Consider the following 21,286-nt stretch of genomic DNA (forward strand, 5'->3'; position numbering starts at 1 on the left):
GGTCAATAACTGTTTGGCATCGGCTCTTACTGCCCTAACTCCTGAGTAATGGTGCTGCTCAGCCGCAGCAGTTCAATCTCAGCGGCTTTCGCGTTGAATTCGGCCTCGATCAGACGCGTCTGGGCGTCAATGGCATTGCGCTGTACATCGCGAAACTCAACAAATGTGGAGTTCCCGATCCGGTAGCGATCATACGCAATATCGACGTTCTGGTTGGCCAGTTGGTTATTCTGCACCTCAAGGTTTAGCAGGCGAATGCTCGTCTGATAGGCCTGATACGTTTGCACCAATGCCAGTTGCAGCTGAAGCCGTTGATTGCTTTCCTGATTCTGTGCGATTATGGTATTCACTCGGGCGTTCTGAATCTGCCGTTTCAGATTGTAGCCATTAAAGATGGGAATACTGGCCGTTATATTGTAGGTAAGTGCCCCGGTACGGCCGGTTGCTACCCCAAAACCGCCCTGGTTGTCCTGAAACTGATAGTTATAGCCCGTCGTAGCCGACACCAGCGGTAGTTGGGCTGCATTGGCCAGTCGAACGTTCAGATCCGCAATTGTCCGGTTCAGTACGGCGGCTGCCAGTAGCGGGTTGTTGGTGCCCAGCGATTGTTGAAGAGACTCCAACTGGAGCGTTGGCCGAACGATGATCGTATCCCGTACGGCAAACTCGGCCTGCGGGTCGCGGATGAGTTGCGAATTCAGTAAGGTCTTGGCGTTACGAAGCGCCTGTTCCTGCGAAATAAGCGCGGCACTATCCGTATTGTAATCGACCTGGGCACTTAGAAAATCAACTTTCGAGCGCGTGCCAACTTCGTAGTTGGCGCGGGCAAGTTCGAGCCGCTCGCGCGAGATGTCCAGTGCCTGACTGAAGGCAATCAGGCGCTGCAACTGCCGAACGACGTCGTAATAACTGGTAGCAACACTGGCAACGGTCGCTTCAACATTGGCCCGTGTATTTACCGTCCCGATTTTTACTAATTGGGCTAATTGATTGTATAAAGTTGAGCGGGCATAGCCATTAAAAACCGTATAATTTAAGTTGATGCCCAAATTAGAGGTTCGGTTGAAGATGCCGCGTGCTTCCTGAGGGGGACGAATGTTGTCAATGAAAGTCTGACGAAAATTCTGTATACCTCCGTTTGAGTTACCGTTAAACGTTAGTACCGGTAGGTAGCCGGCATTGCCTTTGGTAAAATTATTTCGGGCGATGTCTTCTTGAGATCGATTGATCTGGATCTGATAGTTCTTCTCAATAGACTGAGCAATAGCCTGTTGCAATGTCAGCACTTCGCCGGGTTGCGGAATTGTGGCTACCGTAAACGTTCGTTGTTGAGCACGTTGGATGGCATTTGGGGTTTGTTGAGCGAGGGCAGAAAAGGAGATACAGGTAAAAAATATCCAGCTACTGAGCTTCATTGATTTAAGGTTATCTAGGACAATTAAGACAAAATTACGAGAATCTGCGATTAGCTGGTTGGCTTATTAACTTTCTCCTAACTTGCAGTTTTCCAAACCGTCCATTATGAACCGACTCGTACTGCTCATCCCCGTACTACTTACCCTGATCTCCGGCTGTTCGTCCAGGAAAAAAGCCGATCTGCTCGTCACCAATGCCCACATTTATACCGCTGATTCCAGCTTCTCCGTTGCCGATGCCTTTGTGGTTAAAGACGGTAAATTTATAGCCGTTGGCCCGGCAACTTCCCTGACAAACGAGTACGAAGCCGATAGTACAGCCGACCTCGGCGGCCAGCCTGTGTATCCTGGCTTTTACGACCCACATGCTCACTTTCTGGGGTTGGGCCAGGTACTTAGCCAAGCCGATCTGGTAGGTGCTGAGTCGTATGATGAACTGCTCGAACGCCTGAAGGCTTTTCGCAAACAGCACCCCGATGCCCTCTGGCTTACCGGCCGGGGCTGGGATCAGAACGACTGGCCCGAGAAAACGTTTCCGACCAAAGAAAAGCTGGATGCGGCTTTCCCTGATGTGCCGGTAGCGCTGATGCGGGTGGATGGTCATGCCCTGTTCGTCAACTCAAAGGCGCTCCGGCTGGCTCAGGTAACGGCGGGTTCTAAAATGCCGGGTGGCGAAATTATTCTTGCCAACGGACAGCCGACCGGTATTTTGGTCGACAATGCCATGCAGCTTATCAAGCGGGTAATTCCCCAGCCCGACCTGTCCGATAAAGCGCAGATGTTGCTGGCTGCCGAAAAGGTTTGTGTGTCGCTGGGTCTGACTACCATCTCCGACGCGGGTATTAGCCCCGACGAGATCAACCTGATCGACAGTCTGCACAAATCGAATAAACTGAAAATCCGGGATTACGCGATGGTTAGCCTTGGCGAGCCAAACCTGAATTATTTCCTGAAGCGCGGCCCGTTCCAAACCGACCGGCTCACGGTTCGTTCGTTTAAACTTTATGCCGATGGCGCACTGGGGTCGCGGGGGGCCTGCTTACGAAAACCGTACAGCGACCGGCCCGAAACCGGCGGCTTTCTGCTGCTTGGCCCATCTGAACTGGAACGGGTCACGAAACTGCTGTATGACTCAAAATTTCAGGCCAACACGCATTGCATTGGCGATTCGGCGAACCACCTTATGCTTGATCTGTACGGTAAATTGCTGAAAGGGAAAAACGACCGGCGCTGGCGTATTGAACACGCTCAGGTTGTATCGGCCGATGATTTCTGGAAGTTTGGGCAGTACTCGATCCTCCCATCCGTTCAGCCAACGCACGCTACCTCAGATATGTACTGGGCCACCGAGCGGCTGGGGCCTGTCCGGGTGAAAGGTGCCTATGCGTTCAAGGACTTGATGAAGCAGAACAACCTGATTGCATTTGGCAGCGATTTCCCGGTAGAAGCGGTAAATCCCTTGTTCGGCTTTCACTCGGCGGTAGCCCGACAGGATGCAAAAAACTTCCCCAAAGGGGGGTATCAGATGGAAAACGCCGTTGACCGGAAGTCGGCATTGCTGGCCATGACGCGCTGGGCAGCTTATGCCTGTTTTGAAGATCAGTTGCGTGGCAGCATCGCTCCCGGCAAACAAGCCGACTTTGTGATTCTCGACCGCGACATCATGACTGCCCCCGCTCCCGCGCTTCGGGCTACCAAAGTGAAGCAGACCTGGATTGGTGGCGAGCGCGTGTTTTGATCGTTCGACAGACTGGTTTTTTAAACGACGTGAATTCGAGATTAGGCCTGGTGGTTTTAGCCATCGCAAATCCTGAATTCACGTCGTTTAAAAAACCTCCTGTATTTGATAGACCATCTTGTTAAACGTGACGCTATCACCAGCGCGATGCCCTGCCAGAAGTGCCCCAATGGGTGATGCTGCCGATACGGCAAAATAGTCTGCACCATCGAGTGTCATCTTTCCGGCACCAATACTTATAAAAAATAGCCCCCGGTTCGTGACGGCGACACTTCCGGGCTGCACTTTCTCATAGTTTTTTTCGATAGCCAGTTGCTTCAGTTCCTGCTCAATCTTTACCGCTTCGGCAAGTAGTTGGGCGTGTCGATCCCGTTCGAGCTGGGCCATGGCCCGACCCGTTTCGTATTTGTCTCCCGCGCTGCTTTTTGATTCTGAATTAGCGGCTTCCTGAGCGGCTTCCATCGCCTGCCGGGCGGTGTCGATACGTTTTTGAACGTAGCTCCGGCATAACGCCCAAAGCCCGGTTTTAATTTGCTGGTGTATAGCTGTCAAGTTGATGTCAATTAGTTATTCAGTGACCTGCCTAGTGGTCAAACTTCCGCGACAATGACAACTCATCAAACCGCAAACAGGTTCATAACCGCACCCGGACGCAGCGATACGGGGACTCTTAGAACTCCCCTTCGCCGGGCTCTTTCATCTTCTTTTTAGCCTGATGCAGTCGGTAATTCAATGTCAGGTTAAACTGGCGTAAGCGCCCCTGTGAGCTGCTCTCTGTGTAGAAGTTAGCTCCTTCGGTGATGGACCGATACCGACGCGAGTTGAACACATCAATGACGTTGAACACCAGCGTTCCGTTGTTTTTAAGAATGTCTTTGCTGAACGACAGATCCAGCGTAGCAATGGCTTTCCGGCTTCCCTGGGGCGTTTTTTGCGGTGCCTCGTAGTTGCCCCGCATTTGAATATCCGTATTTTTCATCACAGTAAAGCGAGACGACAACCGGGTAAACCAGCTGTATGTATCGCTCTGGTAACTCGCGTCCAGATTACCGCCATTCGTGATAGCCCGAAAAAAATTGACGCTTCCATCCAGTTTCCACCATTTATAGAGCGCGTAAGATCCCGTAAACTCCGCGCCGTACGAGTCTTCGGTAGCGAGATTTTCGGGGCGCGTGGTGGAATTCCCTTGCTCATCGACCCGCCGAATCCGAATGATTTTTCCCGTTGTGTGCCGGTAATAAATCGATGAACTCATCGACCCTTTTTCGACATACTTGATGTGGCCGATTTCGAATGCATTCGTGAATTCGGGATTCAGATCGGGATTACCACTGAAGAAGTTACGGTTATCGCTGAAGGTCATGAACGGGCTCAAATCGTTATACTGCGGCCTGCGTACCCGGCGGCTGTAGCTGATCTGTAAAGCATGCTGACGGGGCAGGTCGTAGGTAGCGTGTACGCTTGGGAACAGGTTAGCGTAGCTGCGGGGGTTCACGTCGTTGGTTTGTTTAAGGGTGGTCGTTACATCGGTCCATTCGGCGCGTAGCCCCATTTGGTACGAGAATTTCCGAATCTTGTTGCCTACAATTCCGTAGAGTGCGTTGATCTTTTCGACGTACAGGAAATCGTTAGTCAGACCCGGCAACGGTGTCCAGGGGCCACCCAGACTCTGCTGCGTAACAGTGTAATCGTTGGTCATATCCCGCGAGCTCAGACGCATCCCGCCTTCCAGTTTACCATCTTTGGCGAACGGCTGTACATAATCGACCTGAATCAGCAGTTGTTTCTCCGTTTCGTCATTGATCGACCGCTGGAGCACATCCGGTACGGCCGAAGGTTTCCCATCCGGCTGGAACGTTTTCTGGGTAAAGAACTGATCCGATTTTTCCCAGTTGTCGAGGTAGCGAATGTCGGCGGTAAGTTCGTGTCCCTGCCGGGCAAACGTTTTTTTATAACTTACCACATACTCCGAGTTTGGCTCTGTTTCGGTCTCATCCTGCGTCCGGTTCGTAATTGCCTCAACGGTATGATTTGAATTAGGCAGATAGTCGAGGTACTGGATATCGGCGAAGCGCTTTCCCTTACTTAGCCGCCAGGTGTAAGACCCCGTCAGGATGCTCTTCGGACTGAAATAGTAGTCGATACCGGCGCGGGCGTTGTTATTCTGTCCTTTAAGAGTATTAGTCGAATTTTGCCGGTAAACATAGGTCGTACTGGCATCATACACTTCCTGATACAGCGAACTTCGACCGGGTGTATTTCGGAATGAAGCGGTATAGTTGACGAAAAAATTCAGGTTCTTACGGCGGTAATTGACGTTAGCGGCTGCCCCGAAGTTACTCGGGTAACCCGTAATGACGTCAAACGAGCCATTGACACCTTCTTTCCGTTCTTTCTTGAGCACGATGTTGATAATACCGCCCATGCCCTCGGCTTCGTAACGTGCCGATGGATTGGTGATCACCTCTACCCGCTCGATAATGCTGCCCTGTAATTGCTGGAGGCCACTCCCACCCTTAAAGCTCACCAGGCCGGAGGGTTTTCCGTCAATCAGAATCCGGACGCTGTTACTCCCGCGCAGACTAACGTTCCCCTCCCCGTCAACGGCCACCGAAGGTATATTTTTCAGAATATCGGAAGCGGTTCCACCCGCGTTTGCCAGGTCCTTACCGACGTTGAAAATCCGTTTGTCCAGTGCTAATTCCATCTGGCTTTTCTCACCCATCACCACAACCTCATCAAGTCGTTTTGCCGTTGCCGTCAGGGCTAGGGTGCCAAGTTGCTTATCCTGTTCACCAATTGTAAATCCCGGAATAATTTTTTCCTGAAAGGACACGGCACTAATTTTCAGGAAGTAGTTTCCCGGCCTGGTTTGTAGCGCAAACACGCCGGATTCATTGGCTACTACCCCCGTTACCAGTGTGGAGTCGGATGTTCGATGCAACGCAACGGTTGTAAACGGGATAGGCGCTTTCTTTTCGTCGACGAGTGTGCCCCGCACCCAAATTTGTTTTTGATCACCAGCAGGTTGGGCGAGTGCCAGGATGGGCAACAAAAAGAGGACAAAAGCGATAAGGCGTGTAAACGTTCGATGCATAGTTGAGTAGTCAGCGTGTAAAAGTCAGAGAGGAGCGTACGAAATTCGTTTAAACCGTACTCATCACGTAAAGACATACCACCAGTCCATCTACCAGTGAGCACTTGTCGATCCTTTGGTCATTTGTGAAGGTGAACATGCATCATACCTGCCATTTCTCAAAAAATTACAATTTATTCAATCACTCCTGCCTTAATAATAGTATTCTTTTTACCTAAAAAACCCGTGCTCAATGCTTTATTATTTACAATAAATTATTACTTAAATACCCTTTATAATTACTTTCGGCAACGTTTGCATAAAAATAGTGAGCTACATATTTCTTTATTTCTCGTTTAATTTTGAAACTTATAGAACGTAGACGTAAATGTATTGGGGGTAAAGGGATATCTTCTCTCAGAAAAATACATAAATCAGTACTAGCATGGTTGATAAAGTTATTACGCAGAACCAGGGACGCCGTCAACCGTACGGAAGCTTTGTTGATGTTTATTGCAACACCTTTTCTCCGGTTTACAAGCTTCAGTTCAACCCGAAAGATAAAACACCCAAATACAAACAGATCGTCCAGTCTGTCATTACAGATATTGAGCGGGGCGTTCTGAAGAACAACGAGCAGTTGCCCTCGATCAGTGAACTGAGCGTTGAGTATTATCTGGCCCGCGATACGGTGGAGAAAGCTTACCGCGAACTTCGGGAGCGTGGCTACATTACGTCGGTGCAGGGGAAAGGTTATTACGTACAGAACCAGGCAGTTACCAAACTCAAGATTCTTTTAGTCTTCAATAAGCTCAGCTCGTACAAGAAAATAATTTATTACGCTTTCCTAAAAGCGCTTGGCGATAAAGCAACCGTCGATCTTCAGATTCACCATTACAACGCACGCCACTTCCAGGAGATCATCCAGAAGAACCTCGGCAAGTACAACTACTATGTCGTAATGCCGCACTTCACCCAGGATCTCGACAAGGCGAACTACCTGGATATCCTGGAATCAATACCGGCCCATGAACTTGTCCTGCTCGACAAAGACGTTTCTGAGCTGGGAAGTTCGCCCCTCAGCGTTCACCAGAATTTCGATAAAGACATCTGCGAAGCCCTGGAAAACGCACAGGATCTGCTGACAAAATACAGCCGGATGGTGCTCACCCTACCCAGCGATGGCAATTACCCGTCCGAAATAGCGCATGGATTCCGGTCGTTTTGCATCAATTACGAAAAGGAGTTCAGCATCAAGGAAAACGCCATCGACGAAACTATTCAGCCGGGTACCGCGTACGTGGTGGTGGAAGAAACGGACCTGTCGGAGCTGGTGAAGAAAGTTCGGCAATCCAATTACGAACTCGGTCAGGAAATCGGTATTATTTCCTTTAATGAAACGACGCTCAAGGAGTTGCTGAACATCACGGTTATTACCACCGACTTTGAAGCCATGGGCTACACGGCAGCTTCGCTACTACTTGATAACAAACGAATTAAAGTAAAGAACCCGTTCTACATGATCCGGCGGGGGTCATTGTGAGTGAGGTACGGGACCAACTGGCTCCGGCCACCCTGCTTGCTGTCCAGCCGTCAGGCTTAAAGTGCATGTACTGATGGTAAAAATTAGCCTGTCGGCTGGACAGCAGGATGCGGTCCCGTACCTTAAACTGCGTTCATAGCAACTCGTTTCCCTCTACTGAAAAAGGAAGTAGTCATAAATAGTTCGTGTAACCTCAGCGATGGTTCGTTCGCGAACAGTGCCGTCTTTTTTGGACGCTTTGACAAAAACAGAAATGGCAACATGACCCGCGTTGTCGGGCAGGCTTATGATGCCAACATCGCTGGCTGTCAGCCCAATAGTACCTGTCTTATGCAGCACTTCGGTGTTGGGCGGCAAAGCACCTTTCAGTCGGGCAAGACCCGTTTCACAACGCTTCATAATGTCCAGCATCAGCGCCTGGCTGGCCGGTTTAAGCACCGGCTGTGTGTAGAGTTTGGTCAATAAAAGCGTCATGGCTTCGGGAGTGGACGTATCCCGAATGTCGTTTTCGAACGCTACGTAACTCGCCTGACGGGTCGATGCCGTGCTATACTTAGCCAGCGAATCATAGCGGGCAGGCGACCAGGGCTGATTCATGTCCATTGGAATCCCCACACAGTCGGCAATGAGCCAGGCTGTTGGCCGGTCGACCCGCAAGCCATCAATGCCCATCCGCTTCATACAGGCGTTCACCGCAGCAGGCCCGCCCGCCAGCCGCAGACAAATATCCGTCGCGCTGTTATCACTGATAAGCAGCATCAGTTCGAGCAGACTCCTGACCGACAAAGAGAGATCGGTATTGGGCGAATTGGGCCAGTTAAACCGCTCAGACAACATCCCACTGCCGGGGTGAAAGTCCGTTTTAACAATCGGAACAAGCTGATCGAGGGCGATACTGCCGCTGTCCACACGGCTCAGGAGTTGGGTAGCAATGGCCACTTTGTACGAGCTGGCCATGGGAAAGTGGTCTTTCCCGTTTTGTTCAATTGTCTTTCCACTTTCAATATGAACGGCGCATATCCCAACGATGCCCTCTGACATGTTGGACAGGCGCAGAAGCTCTTTTTCGAGCCGGACAGGCACCGTAAAAGCTGGTACTGGCGCGGCTGCCTTACTGGCTTTCGGCTTCTGAGCAGTTGCCAGCAGCGTACAGAAAAGCAGGGCGAAGGTTAGAAATCGGGGCGATGCGTACATAACTGAAGGAGTAAGGGCCGGGTTTATTTCTTTTTCCGGGGCATAGCGGCCGTCATGGTCATCTCAACGCTGGAACCGAAAACCAATTTAGCCGCCCCAATGGTAGCGCGGGCAGGGTACGACCCCTCTTTAAAATACTGCTTGTAGATGGCATTCATCTTTGGAAAATCGTCCATATTGCTCAGATACACCGTCACGTTCACCACATCATCGAGAGAAGCCCCGGCATCTTCCAGAATGGTTTTAATATTCTTGATAGTCTGAACGGTTTCGGCCTCGATACCGCCCTCAACCAGTTTACCGGTTTGCGGGTCATTTCCAACCTGACCTGATACAAACACAAACCCGTTACTTATCACCCCCGGACTAAAAGGATAGGGCGTTGCGGGTGCAACCCGTGCTTTCACAATCTGCTTGTGCTGACCGGATACCGAGAAACTTACACTGACTGCCAGGAGACAAAGGAAAATATACTTCATAGGAGAAATTATTAATCAGGTTGTTTTAAAAGTTAGATACGCTCTTTATTTCGACAGAAAATCCCGCAAAACTGTGTTGTATTCGTCTTTTGCGTTCAGGTACGGGAAATGGCCTTTTTGATGGAAGGTATGCACCTGTGCCGTCTTGTAATACTGTTTTAATTGCGTTCGCAGTTCGACTGGAACGAGCGGGTCATTATCCGACTCCAGAATGAGCACCGGAATTTTAGTTTGATTACCGTCCATTGCCTGAAACTTATCGACCACGCAATGGTAGCGAGCCAGAAACTGCGCTTTCGACATGCGCCCATAGGAATTTTCGAGCAACTGCGCCCCAACGAGTGGATTGTTTTCTGAAGCAGGAATGACGACATCCGTTAAATTTTGCCGTAAGCTACCCATCACAACCCACTCGGGCAACCAGCCTGCAACGGCAACTTTACCCTTATTCTTTTCTTCCAGCAAATTGTTTTTCGGAAAGGTATTCCCGAAAACCACTTTTTTGACTCGTTGCGGATAAGCTGCGGCCAAATACTGCGTCAGATAACCACCCAGCGAACTCCCCACCACGATTGTCGAATCGACGTTCTCTTTGTCAAGAATCGCGACAATACCTTTGCCCAGGGCAGTGAGGTTATCAACGGGTGGATAGGTCACACTGATGACCCGGTAAGTAGGGCTGAATTCGTTCATCTGCTGCCACCAGAAATCGTAGCCGCCCGTCATGCCGTGTAAAAACAGGATCGTTTGGGGACCTTTCCCTAACACGGTATACGTCCAGTCGTAGCCCTGCGTGTTTATGGTTGACGTGGGTAATTGTCGAAAAGCAGCCAATCCATTGATGAGTGCTTTGTCGGCTCCCGTGTAGAGTGCAATAGCGTCTTTCTGGGGAACAGGATACAGGTAAACACCCGCAATCAGGAGGACAGGAATCAGCCAGAGTAACCGTTTTTTCATGAAAAGTGCCGGAAGGTTAAAACAAGGTACGTGGGTAAAAATAACCACTTTAGCGGAATCCGGACAGCTTTCCTGCATTCTTTCATCTTTTGTTCCGAAAAATTCAACCATGTACGTTTCTCTAGCTTTTACAGCCAGCAAAACCAACTAAATTCACGATTAGAGTCAACCTCAATTCAGCGAATAGCATGGTAAAACGCATTCTTGTATTCTGTATCGCCTTCCTCGGCTGGCACGTTTCGAAGGCTCAGGTTACCCAAAGCGCCCAAACGTCGTCGGACAGTATTATGATTACGATTTTCCTGAAGCATCAGCAGGACAAAAGCCTGAAGCAGATTCAGGAAATTCAGAATCAGAACAAGTTTCTGGAAATGTTTCCGCCTAAAGAAGCACGCGTCATTTCGTGGTACGTTATGATGGGTATTGGGCAGGTCGTCACTGTCCGAATCCCCGCCAAAAACCTGCGAGCTCTCAATCTGACCATCGAGAATGGCGCCTGGGGAGCCTATAATACCGAGTTTTACCCCACTTACGACTTCGTACCGGTCTGGCAAAACGCCATTAAAAGTAAGAAGTAAGCATTCGATTGACTTGCGAAATGACTGTAATCGGTAGCCATAGCCACTTTTCGTTGTAAGTCAATAAATGAGATTTAGCGATCTATTTAATGTTGAGTTAAAATACATATACATGGTTGCCCCTTTTAGGAGGTCAGCAAATAGACGCCAACTTGGCGCATCCGCATCCAAACCTAACTGCAAATTATCGTAATAGCCTTGAATATCTTTAGTGTAGCGACCCATCGCTTCTAGGAAATCGAGCAAATTCACGTTTCCCCAAGAATCAGGATTGGCCTGTAAATCTTGCACTAAAAGTTGCAGAAAGGCTTCGAAAGATTGTTTGTCAGTAACCTCAAAGTTTAGCATGTTTTCAAAAGCTTCCTTATTTAGGTGTATCTCGTGTCACACGTAACCCGCCAATGAGCAAAGGCTTAACTCACTCATTGCCAGAACAACTACCTATTAGGCCAATAAGCACCCTACCGAGTCAGCCTATAAATGAACAAGGCAGTGCGTTGAATCAGCGATGGAAATTCCTTTGTATTGATGGTTTCTTCGATGCTGTGTGCCCCTTTGCCCGATGCACCCAGGCCATCCAGACAGGGCATGTATTGCGCCACAAACGACACGTCACCCGCCCCGCGTGCGCCGGGGTCGAAGGCGGTTACCGCACCCAGTCCCATATCCCGGCTGAGTTTGTCCAGTTGCTTCCGCAGGTCATCGTTGGCAGCGGTTGGCTCCATAGACGGGATGCCATCGGTGAATGAGATCGTGGCTTTGGTCTGGGGAAGGCTTTTCTCGACAATTTCACGCATTCTGGCGCGGGCGTTCTCTTTCTGGCTTTCGGTCAGGAAACGCAGGTCGCCTTGTACCAAGGCCGTTCCAGCTACAATGTTGGTTTTGCCGATGGTTTCGGCTTTGGCAGTCTTGTCGTCGTAATGCACTTCGGAACCGCCCACAATCAGACCGGGATTGAACGTCAGGTACTGCTCCTGCCCGAGCGTCCGCCGAAACTCGTTTACTATTCGCACAGCTTCGTAAATAGCGCCATAGCCCATTTCGCTGAAAACCCGGGATGAGTGGCCGGTGCGCGCTTTCACGTTCAGTGTCCAGCTGCTGGCACCCCGCCGTCCGGTAGTTACACTGCCTAAGCCTTGAGCCGTTTCAAACGCCAGAGCGATATCACATTTTCGTGCCCGTTCGATGAAGTCAATGCGGCTGGCTTCCCCTCCCCCACTCTCTTCATCGCCCGTAAAGTAAACGGTGATGGATGTATCGTCCAGCAGTTTCTGGGCGTGGAGGGCTTTGAGTGCTGCGATGATCAGCACATCGCCCCCTTTCATATCATTGACGCCCTGTCCGGAAGCCGTCGAGTCGTTGATTCGGGTGAACGGCTCCATAGGCAGGCTCTTTTCGAAGACAGTATCCAGGTGCCCGATCAGGAACAGCTTTTTCCCTTTTTTGCCCTGCCTTGTCGCCACCAGATGGCCGGCCCGGTTAAGCGAATCGGGCAGCGTAACCCATTCCGTTTTGAAGCCTAGCTTGTCCAGTTCGTCCGACATCAGCTTACCAACCGTCCTAACGCCTTCTTTATTGAGCGTCCCGCTGTTGATATTAACTACTTTTTCGAGAAAAGCTTCCGTCTCCGGCATCTGCTTTTTGACGGTGGCCATGACGCTCGCTTCGGGTTTTGACAGTGACTGAGCCGACACGCCATACCCGGCGAGCAGTAAAAAGATGAAGAGCTGTTTCATGTATCGTTTGGCTAGGTACCGGGCTAAAATACGGAATACTATTCTGTTATTCTCACTATCTTCGGTCGAAAATAAACGCCCTGACGACGTTTTCGTCCGGCACACTCATCCCTACATTCATGAAACAGATTTCCCTCTTACTGCTTATCTGCTGCCAAACGCTGGTCAGCACCTACGCACAGAAACCCACTACCGACAAAGCACAGCCTAAAGAAGAAAAACCAGTCTCGCTCAGCCGAGGCCTTAATATTGACTCGCAGGTAGTGACCACCGGTCAGGTAACGATTAAAGGACAGCGTGTTCCCTACAAAGCCACCGTGGGTACCATTCCCGTTTGGGATGAAGAAGGCAAACCCGTTGCCGGGGTATTTTTTACCTATTTTGAACGTTCCGATGTAGCCGATCGGGCGGCTCGTCCGCTGGTGATTTCCTTTAACGGGGGGCCCGGTACAGCGTCCGTCTGGATGATGATAGGCTACACAGGCCCGCGCATCCTGAAAATTGACGACGAAGGTTACCCCATTCAGCCTTACGGCATCAAAGACAACCCGAACTCGATTCTGGACGTTGCCGACATCGTTTATGTGGACCCCGTCAATACGGGTTTCTCCCGTCCGGTCAACAAAGACGTTCCTGCTGCCAAGTTGTTTTTCGGCGTCAACGCTGATATCAAATACTTAGCCGACTGGATCAACACCTTCGTCAGTCGTTACAACCGCTGGGCATCGCCCAAGTACCTGATTGGCGAAAGCTACGGCACCACACGCGTGTCGGGGCTGGCGCTGGAATTGCAGAATGCGCACTGGATGTACCTCAATGGTGTAATTCTGGTATCGCCGACCGATTTGGGCATCGAGCGGGACGGTCCGGCAAAAGGGGTACTGAAACTGCCTTATTTTGCAGCAACGGCCTGGTACCACAAGGCGCTGCCCGCCGATTTGCAGAAGAAAGACCTGACCGACATTTTGCCCGAAGTGGAGAAATTTACCATTCAGGAGTACCTGCCTGCTCTGGCGCTGGGCGGCTCTATCAGCGATCAGAAGCGGAAAGAGATTGCGGCTAAAGTAGCGCGGTATTCGGGGCTTTCGGAAACGGCCGTTATGCAGCAGAATCTGGACGTACCTACTAATTTCTTCTGGAAAGAACTCCTGCGCGACAAAAGCCAGACGGTAGGTCGGCTGGATTCCCGTTACCTGGGAATGGACAGCAAAGACGCCGGTATTGCACCCGATTACAACTCCGAGCTAACCTCCTGGCTCCACTCGTTTACGCCCGCCATCAACATGTTCATGCGCGACGAGCTGAACTACAAGACCGATCTTAAATATTATATGTTTGGCCCTACATTTCCGTGGGATAACAGCAACAACAAAACCGGCGAAAATCTGCGTCAGGCCATGGCACAAAATCCATACCTCCATCTGCTGGTTCAATCGGGCTATTACGATGGTGCCTGTGATTATTTCAACGCCAAATACAACATGTGGCAAATGGACGCCAGTGGCAAGCTGAAAGACCGGATGGATTGGGAAGGCTATCGGAGCGGGCACATGATGTACCTCCGCAAGGAAGACCTTGCCACCAGTAATGAACACCTTCGCAAATTCATCCAGAAAAGCACACCCAAAAACAGCGAGCCCGCCAAATATTCGGGAAGCCGGTAGTAGCAAGGTTTGCTGGCGCGGGCACGAGTATTTTCTCGTGCCCGCGCCAGCAAACCTGCTAACCCTACAATGTTAATTACGCGGATGACTTTAGATAAAACCGATATTTTCAGCCAATTCCGGCACGAACTTCACCAGTTTCCTGAAGTGTCGTGTCAGGAAGTTGAGACCCGGAGACGGATTCAGAACTTCGTTAGCCAGTTCAATCCAACGCGTATTACGGAGGTAGCCCAAACGGGGTTGCTGCTTCAATACGGGCAGGATTTGGCAGGGCCGGTTACACTGGTCCGGGCCGATATTGATGCCCTGCCCATTCAGGAAATCAATACGTTTGGTCATAAATCGTCCGTTGACGGTGTTTCGCACAAATGCGGGCACGATGGTCATGCCACTATCCTGGCAAGACTGGCCGCTTTATTGGCCGAAAAGCCCGTTACACGTGGCCGGGTGTACCTTATTTTTCAACCCGCCGAAGAAAATGGTAAAGGTGCCGAAGCTGTTCTGAACGACCCGGCCTTTGCTGACATCCGACCCGACAGAGCTTTTGCACTGCATAATCTGCCGGGCTACAAACCGGGTGTTATCGTCTGTAGACCGGGATCGTTCACCTCGTCGGTGCTCAGCCTGATCGTATCCTTTACGGGCAAAGTGTCGCATTCGGCCGAGCCCGAAAAAGGAGTGAATCCGGCATATGTGATGGCCGATTTTATTTTACAAACGAGACAAGTCCAGTATCCTGACCCGCAGTCAGAAGACTTCGCGCTGGTCACCCCTGTCTATACCACCATGGGTGAGACATCCTATGGTATATCGGCCGGGTATGGCGAGGTTCACATGACGCTCAGAACCCGGAATGCGAAACGGATGGAATCGCTTACAAACCAGTTGCTGACCCTGCTCTCCGACCTATCTGACGAAAGTGGTATTCTGGTAGAAACCGCCTATACCGAAGCGTTCTACGCCAATGAAAACGATCCGGAGGCTGTTGAGCAAATCAGGCAAAGTGCGCTGAAACTAGGCTATCCTTATATCGAAAATGCAGCACCCTTTAAATGGGGTGAAGATTTTGGACTATTTACCCAGAAATACAAAGGGGCCATGTTTGGCATCGGCAACGGTGAAAACTCGCCCGCCCTGCATAACGATGATTACGATTTCAACGATACCCTCATCGAACCGGCCGCCCGCTTATTCTTCGAATTGATCCAGCTTGAACATCGCTAAGGTTATGTAGTACCTCCCTGGACGGTGGTATGACGAAAAAACAGAGTCAGTACGGGTGATACATCGCAGCACGTACGTAGTAGCGAGTGCTCCCGATTATAACCTACTCTTTCTACTGCAAAGTCATCGATTTGTACCGCTCCCATCGACTTTCCCCTACCTAATTTTGTTTCGGTACCAATTTGAAAACTATGCGCTCAACCACCCTCATGATCCTGCTTACCAGTCTGCTGCTGGGCTCATGCCAGTCGCATAAATCAAGCCTGAGCGCCCTGAGCCATCAAAAAAAATACTGTCAGCCAGCGGTCATGCTGGAGTATGATTCGAGCTACCTGCCCATTCCTGATGTCCAGGCCATCTTACAGACAGACACTAGTCTTACCAATCGCTTTTCAACCCATGATCTGCTCGTCGCCAATGCTGCGGGCATTTTGCCCTTACTCCAGGACTTCATCAGATTGAAGAAGGTGCTCCCGGCAGGCAATGATCAGGAGCGTTCTGCCAAACGGCAACAAATCAATGACCGCCTTTGGCTGGCCTCCATGCAGGTGTCGGGCATTGCGGGTGAACTCGATTGTGAGGCTGAGCGGGCAACCCGACTGGCCACCTACCTGCAACAACTGAATAGCAAACGTATCCAGCAGTTAACCGTACTTTCCATAGTTGTTGGTGCCCTCACGACTGTAGCAACCGCGTTTATTCAGGCCGATACGCCCAATAAAACAGTAAGCATCAGTGGCGGTGTGGCGAGTGCCTTACTGGCTGCCAAAGCTGCAGTTTCGTCGAAGCGAACCATTCATCTGGTGGATGAACGGAATTTACTGACCGACATCTGGGACCAGCGACTACAGTCAACGTTTTATCCGCCGTTTCTCTGGCGAATGCTGACCGAGAACGCACTGAGCTATGGCGGTCAGCATTCGGTCAGTTTTAACATACGACAGCGCTGGGCAGAGTATACGTTAGCGGGCACTTCTCCAGCAGAAAAACAGCTCTATTTCCGAACCGAAGGTGATTACGGAGCCGACGACCTATCGACGCGGGCCGGAATGCTAAACCAGCTTCAGGCGGAAGTCCGCCTTTTTTATCAGGACTTGCAGAGTCTGCACCTCAGCCTATCGAAACAATTTTGATGCCTGTATACGGGTAGATAAACCGGCTTAGGCATACAACTGATCCCGTTTACCTGCTTCTGAATACCGATTGAAATGAACTCGTAAAGCGTCGATCAGTCCAGTACAGGGGCTTAGTCATCCATTTTCTGCTGTTGTATCTCTTCCCGATCGAGTTCATTTTCCAGCTCATGAAACAGGTCGACGTCGATTTGCTGGGTGTCCCGCAAACCCAACAACGCATTTCGTTGCGCCTGAATGGCCGGCAACAGCAGTTTCTGGCGGAGTTGATGCCGGGACGTAACCGTTACCGGATCGCCCTGTTCAAGTTCATCCACGCGTGCCTGATGCCGATCAATGATTTTCCGGACGGTTTCGCCGGTAAGTCCCTCCTTGTCGACCACCCCCTGAATTGCACGTAGCGCCTGCTTCGATAACCGTTGCCGAACTTCTTTTTTAGAAAGATAGTCGGTGGATTGTTGTCCAAAATGCAGCATCCGAATGAAGGCAGGCAGAAAAATGCCCTGTCCCACCAGCGTGAACAGAATGACGCAAAAAGTAATGAACACGATCAGATTTCGATCAGGAAAGGGCATGCCGTTGGGAAGACGGGTCGGAATCGACAGCGCTGCGGCCAGCGAAACGATCCCCCGCATACTGATGTAAGCCAGCAAGGTTATGTGTTTGCGGGATGGGAAAAGCGGAGGGCTTTGCACCACCTTATGCACCTGATTTGACAGCGCATTGACCAGAAAAATATACAGGAAGCGAATCGCCACCGCCGTTACGCTGATGAGCAGACCAACCTCAATCAGTTCGCCCAGCGACTGCCCTTTGATGTCGGCAACAATGTCGGGCAACTGCAACCCAATCAAAATAAAGATCAGCCCGTTCAGCAGAACCACCACAAAGTCCCAGACAGCCACCGCCTGCATCCGCGTTGTTGGGCTATGGACCCTCGATTGCTTGTGACCAACGACCAATCCTGCCGAAACCACGCTTAGTACACCACTTAACGCCATATGTTCGGCAGCTAAATAGGCCAGATAGGCCGTTACGAATGTCAATACGGTTTCCAGTGCCGGTTCCAGATGGGCATATTTATGCAGCCATGCAGAAAGGTAACCCACGGCTAAGCCGGTGGCAACCCCGCCCCCGGCCAGCCGTGCGAAATCCAGCAGCGAGCCAGTCAGCGAAAAGCTTCCCGTACTCACCGTAACCAGCGCCAACTGAAAGATTACCAGCGCCGTCGCATCGTTCACCAGACTTTCTCCTTCCAGAATAATGGCAATTTTTCGGGGCACCGACAGCGTTTTCATGACGGCTGTTGCCGCCACGGCATCGGAAGGCGAAACAACGGCTCCCAGCAACAAACCCGTTGCCAGCGTAAAGCCCGGAATGAACAGATTAGCTACGTAGGCTATGCCGAGACTGGTAGCCAATACAAGGCCCAGGGCAAGCACGACAACAGGTTCCAGATTCCGGCGAAAATCGCCCCAGTTAGTGTACCAGGCCGCACTGTAAAGCAGGGGCGGTAAAAAAACCACCAGCACAACCGACGAGTCCAGGTCTACATTCGGTAAGCCGGGAAAGAAGCTGATAAAAAGACCGCCAACGGTCAGCAAGATCGGAAAGGCTAGGTTCAGCCGACGGGCGATGATGGCCAGTCCGATTACAAAAATTAATAGCAAAAGAACCGTTTCCAGTTGATGCATTCCGTTTTACGCTTCGTAGCTGACTCCTTTACATTGTGGATCAGTTAACAAACGTAGGGCCTATCGCACTGTTAAAACCGGTATAAACAGACGATTTTTCGGTAAAATGTGCGGATTTAACCATAGCCATACGAAGAGGATACTGCCGCTGGCCATAGCCTTTTCCGGGTGAGATACGCATGCGGCTTTCGTCAACGACCCGCTCTGGTCTCCCAGGAGCAGGTTTCCAGAAAGATCCGGCCTTGAAGGGTCTGTTGGGATACGCCCTCGGTAATGGACAAGGTGGCAGGTCCGCCAACGGTTCCCCACACCTGATTGGAATTAGTGGCAGCCTCATACGCCACCAATGTGTGGGTTGTGGCAGGGTTAATGGTAAGCCGAAAGGTGATGTTATCGTGCCGGAACAAAATCTCTCCTCCAGTCAGAATTTTAGGATGGTCGGGGCTGCCAAAGATAGACCACCCCTCCCCGCTGAAGTGATACCACATCCAGCTCCCCCCCTGGCGCTCGGGCGTGTCGTCTATCCGCCCCTGCTCATGATACCCCTGACCGGCAATTGTTGCTCGATACGCATCCCACACCAGTGATCCCGAAACGTTACTGTTCGGAATCTGCGAAACATAGCTAAACCGGGGGCTTCCCCAATCGGCACCACTCATCAGCGTCATCAGGATACCGGGCATCGCCCCCGTAGGAAAGGCCGCAAACGGCGGACGAGTGGGCGTCAGCATAAATGCCCCTGTCACTTCCCGGAAGTTTACCCGAATCGAATGCACACGATCCGTTTCTGAGCCCACAGACTCAATGACCAACTGCGACGAAACGACCAGCCGTTCGGCCGAAGCCTTAATTACCGACTGGGGTATCTCTTTGACAAATCGCTTGACAACGCCCTCCTTCGTTTTCAGCGCCATTGTGAACAACCCGTGCTTACTTTCGGCTGCGTTTGCACTGCTCCACCAGTTTTGTGGAATAAACGCCAGCACAATTGAACTACCATCAGCCAGGAAGAAGTCGAAATACCACCACTGTAGCTGCACGCTGGGCCTGGCAAAATTTCGGGTCTGGAGTTTATACAAGCGGGCGGTATTTTGCCAGTTCTCGTAGTCCAGAAAGTGATCGACCGTTGCACCGGGAATGGCCCAGCTAACCAGTCGCTTTAGAAACGGATCGGGTGGCAGCGTGTACTTGCCTGCTTTATCAGGCTTAACCGGATATGCTTTTTCGATAAACTGCCGGGGCAATTCCCCGTAATAACGGGGTTGGGATGCAGTGCTGCCGGGATTATTTTCCCACTTCAGTTGCAAATCGGTGAACGGAATTTCGATTTTCAACAGGAGCAGATCCGTCCGTTTCGCGAAGCGCGTCTGGAGCATCGGGATGACCTGCTCACGGGCTAGCAGTTGAATAAAATCCGGGGGCGATAACGACGGCCGAAAGCTGACTTTCCGGGAATTGAGTTGCCAATCGGTCTTCGTAACGAGCACATAAAGTGTTTCTGACGCGATAGCGAACCGTAACGGGGCAAAAGTCAACAGGAAAAAGAAGGCAACGGACCGCTTATTCATCATGTGTAGGCCCTACCGTATTCAGCCGTAAGGAATGTGCCTAAAGATAGGCGTCTGGCGTAAATGAACACCGATATGGTGGCTCAAAACAATGAAATTTGCCATTTATCGCTGCCGGGCCCTACCGTTTTTAATAAATTGACGCGTGGCCACAGCGACAGCAGATTTAGGCCCTATTTTGCAGCGCAATGAATCTGAAAAGAAAACTACCCCTGATTAGCTGGCTGCTGTTTGCGAGCCTGCACATATATGGGCAAGCCACCGCTCCCCTTCCGGTAAAAGTCGTTATCGTGACCATGTTTGAAATTGGTGCCGACACTGGCGACCGACCCGGCGAGTTTCAGTATTGGGTCGAGCGGCTGCCGTTGCCGCAAACCATCCCCTTTCCGCAGGGGTATCGAAATCTGCGGTACAACCCCGACAAGCAAGTGCTGGGCATTTGTACTGGCATGGGAACGGCCCGCTCGGCGGCTTCGATCATGGCGCTGGGTATGGACCCCCGCTTCGATTTATCCCATGCCTACTGGCTCGTGGCGGGCATTGCCGGAATCGACCCGCAGGACGGCAGTGCGGGCTCGGCGGTTTGGGCAGAATGGCTGGTCGATGGTGACCTCGCCCACGAAATAGACCCGCGCGAAATGCCAAAGGAATGGTCTACGGGTTACTTGCCCTTACGGCGCACCAAGCCCTATGAGCAACCCGTTCAGGACAACGATTTCACAGTCGCCATTCACCTCAATCCGAGTCTGGCCAACTGGGCGTTCGACCTGACCAAAAACATAAAACTGGCCGACTCCGAAACGCTCCAAAAAATGCGGGCCGTGTACCGCGATTTCCCCGAAGCCCGGAAACCACCCCGTGTGATGATGGGCGACCACATTGCCGCCATGACCTTCTGGCACGGTAAATACCTGAACGATTGGGCCAATGACTGGGTAGACTACTGGACGAAAGGAAAAGGAAATTTCGTTACCTCGGCTATGGAAGATACCGGGACCGGGCAATCACTGCAATGGCTCACCAATGCCGGCAAGGCTGACATCAATCGGTACATGGTGCTCCGAACGGCCAGCAATTATACCATGCAGCCATCCGGCGTAACAGCCGCGCAAAACCTGACCAATGGCGGCAAAGCAGTTGGAGAGCGGTACACGGCCTATATTCCAGCCCTCGAAGCTGCGTACCAAGCAGGTAGTTTGGTTGTCAACAAAGTAGTTGCCGACTGGTCGATTTTCAAAGACAAATTACCGGGAAACTAACACGATTACAGAATCGACCCATGTTTTG

At 51.1% G+C, this 21,286-nt stretch carries 17 protein-coding genes; 7 read left to right on the forward strand and 10 right to left on the reverse strand.

All coding sequences use genetic code 11. The features are described from left to right. Window positions 1-26 precede the first annotated feature (26 nt). Window positions 27-1,415 carry a TolC family protein gene (locus ACYVJM_RS07460; RefSeq protein ID WP_461147561.1) on the reverse strand — a complete coding sequence of 463 codons (1,389 nt, stop codon included), beginning with the start codon at window positions 1,413-1,415 and terminating at the stop codon, window positions 27-29. Between the two features lie 106 nt (window positions 1,416-1,521). Here ACYVJM_RS07460 and ACYVJM_RS07465 point away from each other — a divergent pair, with 106 nt between their 5' ends. After that, window positions 1,522-3,153, forward strand: coding sequence for an amidohydrolase (locus ACYVJM_RS07465; RefSeq protein ID WP_461147562.1), 1,632 nt, complete (start codon window positions 1,522-1,524; stop codon window positions 3,151-3,153). Between the two features lie 87 nt (window positions 3,154-3,240). Here the strand turns inward: ACYVJM_RS07465 and ACYVJM_RS07470 are convergent, their stop codons facing one another. Further along, window positions 3,241-3,705 (reverse strand): 3-oxoacyl-ACP synthase, encoded by a 465-nt coding sequence (locus tag ACYVJM_RS07470; RefSeq protein WP_461147563.1) that lies wholly within the window; start codon window positions 3,703-3,705, stop codon window positions 3,241-3,243. Window positions 3,706-3,823: 118 nt separating this feature from the next. Continuing rightward, window positions 3,824-6,250 carry a TonB-dependent receptor domain-containing protein gene (locus ACYVJM_RS07475; RefSeq protein ID WP_461147564.1) on the reverse strand — a complete coding sequence of 809 codons (2,427 nt, stop codon included), beginning with the start codon at window positions 6,248-6,250 and terminating at the stop codon, window positions 3,824-3,826. A gap of 424 nt (window positions 6,251-6,674) precedes the next feature. On the opposite strand from ACYVJM_RS07475, the gene ACYVJM_RS07480 reads away from it, so the two are divergent. Then, a complete protein-coding gene (locus ACYVJM_RS07480) occupies window positions 6,675-7,772 on the forward strand; it encodes a GntR family transcriptional regulator (RefSeq protein ID WP_461147565.1) in 1,098 nt (365 codons plus the stop codon). A gap of 153 nt (window positions 7,773-7,925) precedes the next feature. Here the strand turns inward: ACYVJM_RS07480 and bla are convergent, their stop codons facing one another. The 3 genes from bla to ACYVJM_RS07495 are packed head-to-tail and all read right to left on the reverse strand — an operon-like array spanning window position 7,926 to window position 10,402. After that, entirely contained in the window at window positions 7,926-8,966 is a 1,041-nt protein-coding gene (bla, locus tag ACYVJM_RS07485) for a class A beta-lactamase (RefSeq protein ID WP_461147566.1), read from the reverse strand. A gap of 23 nt (window positions 8,967-8,989) precedes the next feature. Next, the gene (locus ACYVJM_RS07490; protein WP_461147567.1) at window positions 8,990-9,445 is read right to left on the reverse strand and encodes a RidA family protein; all 456 of its coding nucleotides are present in this window, start codon (window positions 9,443-9,445) and stop codon (window positions 8,990-8,992) included. Between the two features lie 45 nt (window positions 9,446-9,490). Further along, window positions 9,491-10,402 carry an alpha/beta fold hydrolase gene (locus ACYVJM_RS07495; protein ID WP_461147568.1) on the reverse strand — a complete coding sequence of 304 codons (912 nt, stop codon included), beginning with the start codon at window positions 10,400-10,402 and terminating at the stop codon, window positions 9,491-9,493. Window positions 10,403-10,590: 188 nt separating this feature from the next. Here ACYVJM_RS07495 and ACYVJM_RS07500 point away from each other — a divergent pair, with 188 nt between their 5' ends. Further along, entirely contained in the window at window positions 10,591-10,980 is a 390-nt protein-coding gene (locus ACYVJM_RS07500; protein ID WP_461147569.1) for a hypothetical protein, read from the forward strand. Window positions 10,981-11,040: 60 nt separating this feature from the next. On the opposite strand, the gene ACYVJM_RS07505 is transcribed toward ACYVJM_RS07500, so the two are convergent. Together ACYVJM_RS07505 and ACYVJM_RS07510 are read right to left on the reverse strand one after the other, a co-directional pair. Next, window positions 11,041-11,328 (reverse strand): DUF7660 family protein, encoded by a 288-nt coding sequence (locus tag ACYVJM_RS07505; RefSeq protein WP_461147570.1) that lies wholly within the window; start codon window positions 11,326-11,328, stop codon window positions 11,041-11,043. Between the two features lie 113 nt (window positions 11,329-11,441). After that, complete coding sequence (locus tag ACYVJM_RS07510) at window positions 11,442-12,716, reverse strand: M20/M25/M40 family metallo-hydrolase (RefSeq protein ID WP_461147571.1); 1,275 nt, start codon at window positions 12,714-12,716, stop codon at window positions 11,442-11,444. 119 nt (window positions 12,717-12,835) lie between these two features. On the opposite strand from ACYVJM_RS07510, the gene ACYVJM_RS07515 reads away from it, so the two are divergent. The 3 genes from ACYVJM_RS07515 (at window position 12,836) to ACYVJM_RS07525 (ending at window position 16,737) form a co-directional block, all read left to right on the forward strand. Further along, the gene (locus ACYVJM_RS07515; RefSeq protein WP_461147572.1) at window positions 12,836-14,380 is read left to right on the forward strand and encodes a S10 family peptidase; all 1,545 of its coding nucleotides are present in this window, start codon (window positions 12,836-12,838) and stop codon (window positions 14,378-14,380) included. Window positions 14,381-14,464: 84 nt separating this feature from the next. Beyond that, complete coding sequence (locus ACYVJM_RS07520) at window positions 14,465-15,604, forward strand: amidohydrolase (RefSeq protein WP_461147573.1); 1,140 nt, start codon at window positions 14,465-14,467, stop codon at window positions 15,602-15,604. Window positions 15,605-15,795: 191 nt separating this feature from the next. Continuing rightward, a complete protein-coding gene (locus ACYVJM_RS07525; RefSeq protein WP_461147574.1) occupies window positions 15,796-16,737 on the forward strand; it encodes a hypothetical protein in 942 nt (313 codons plus the stop codon). Between the two features lie 113 nt (window positions 16,738-16,850). Here the strand turns inward: ACYVJM_RS07525 and ACYVJM_RS07530 are convergent, their stop codons facing one another. Continuing rightward, window positions 16,851-18,431, reverse strand: coding sequence for a Na+/H+ antiporter (locus ACYVJM_RS07530; RefSeq protein WP_461147575.1), 1,581 nt, complete (start codon window positions 18,429-18,431; stop codon window positions 16,851-16,853). Between the two features lie 191 nt (window positions 18,432-18,622). Then, window positions 18,623-20,002 carry a DUF952 domain-containing protein gene (locus ACYVJM_RS07535; RefSeq protein ID WP_461147576.1) on the reverse strand — a complete coding sequence of 460 codons (1,380 nt, stop codon included), beginning with the start codon at window positions 20,000-20,002 and terminating at the stop codon, window positions 18,623-18,625. Window positions 20,003-20,187: 185 nt separating this feature from the next. Between ACYVJM_RS07535 and ACYVJM_RS07540 the strand changes: the two genes are divergently transcribed. Beyond that, a complete protein-coding gene (locus ACYVJM_RS07540) occupies window positions 20,188-21,258 on the forward strand; it encodes a purine nucleoside permease (protein WP_461147577.1) in 1,071 nt (356 codons plus the stop codon). Window positions 21,259-21,286: the final 28 nt, after the last annotated feature.

It is taken from the genome of Spirosoma pulveris, from assembly GCF_054781875.1.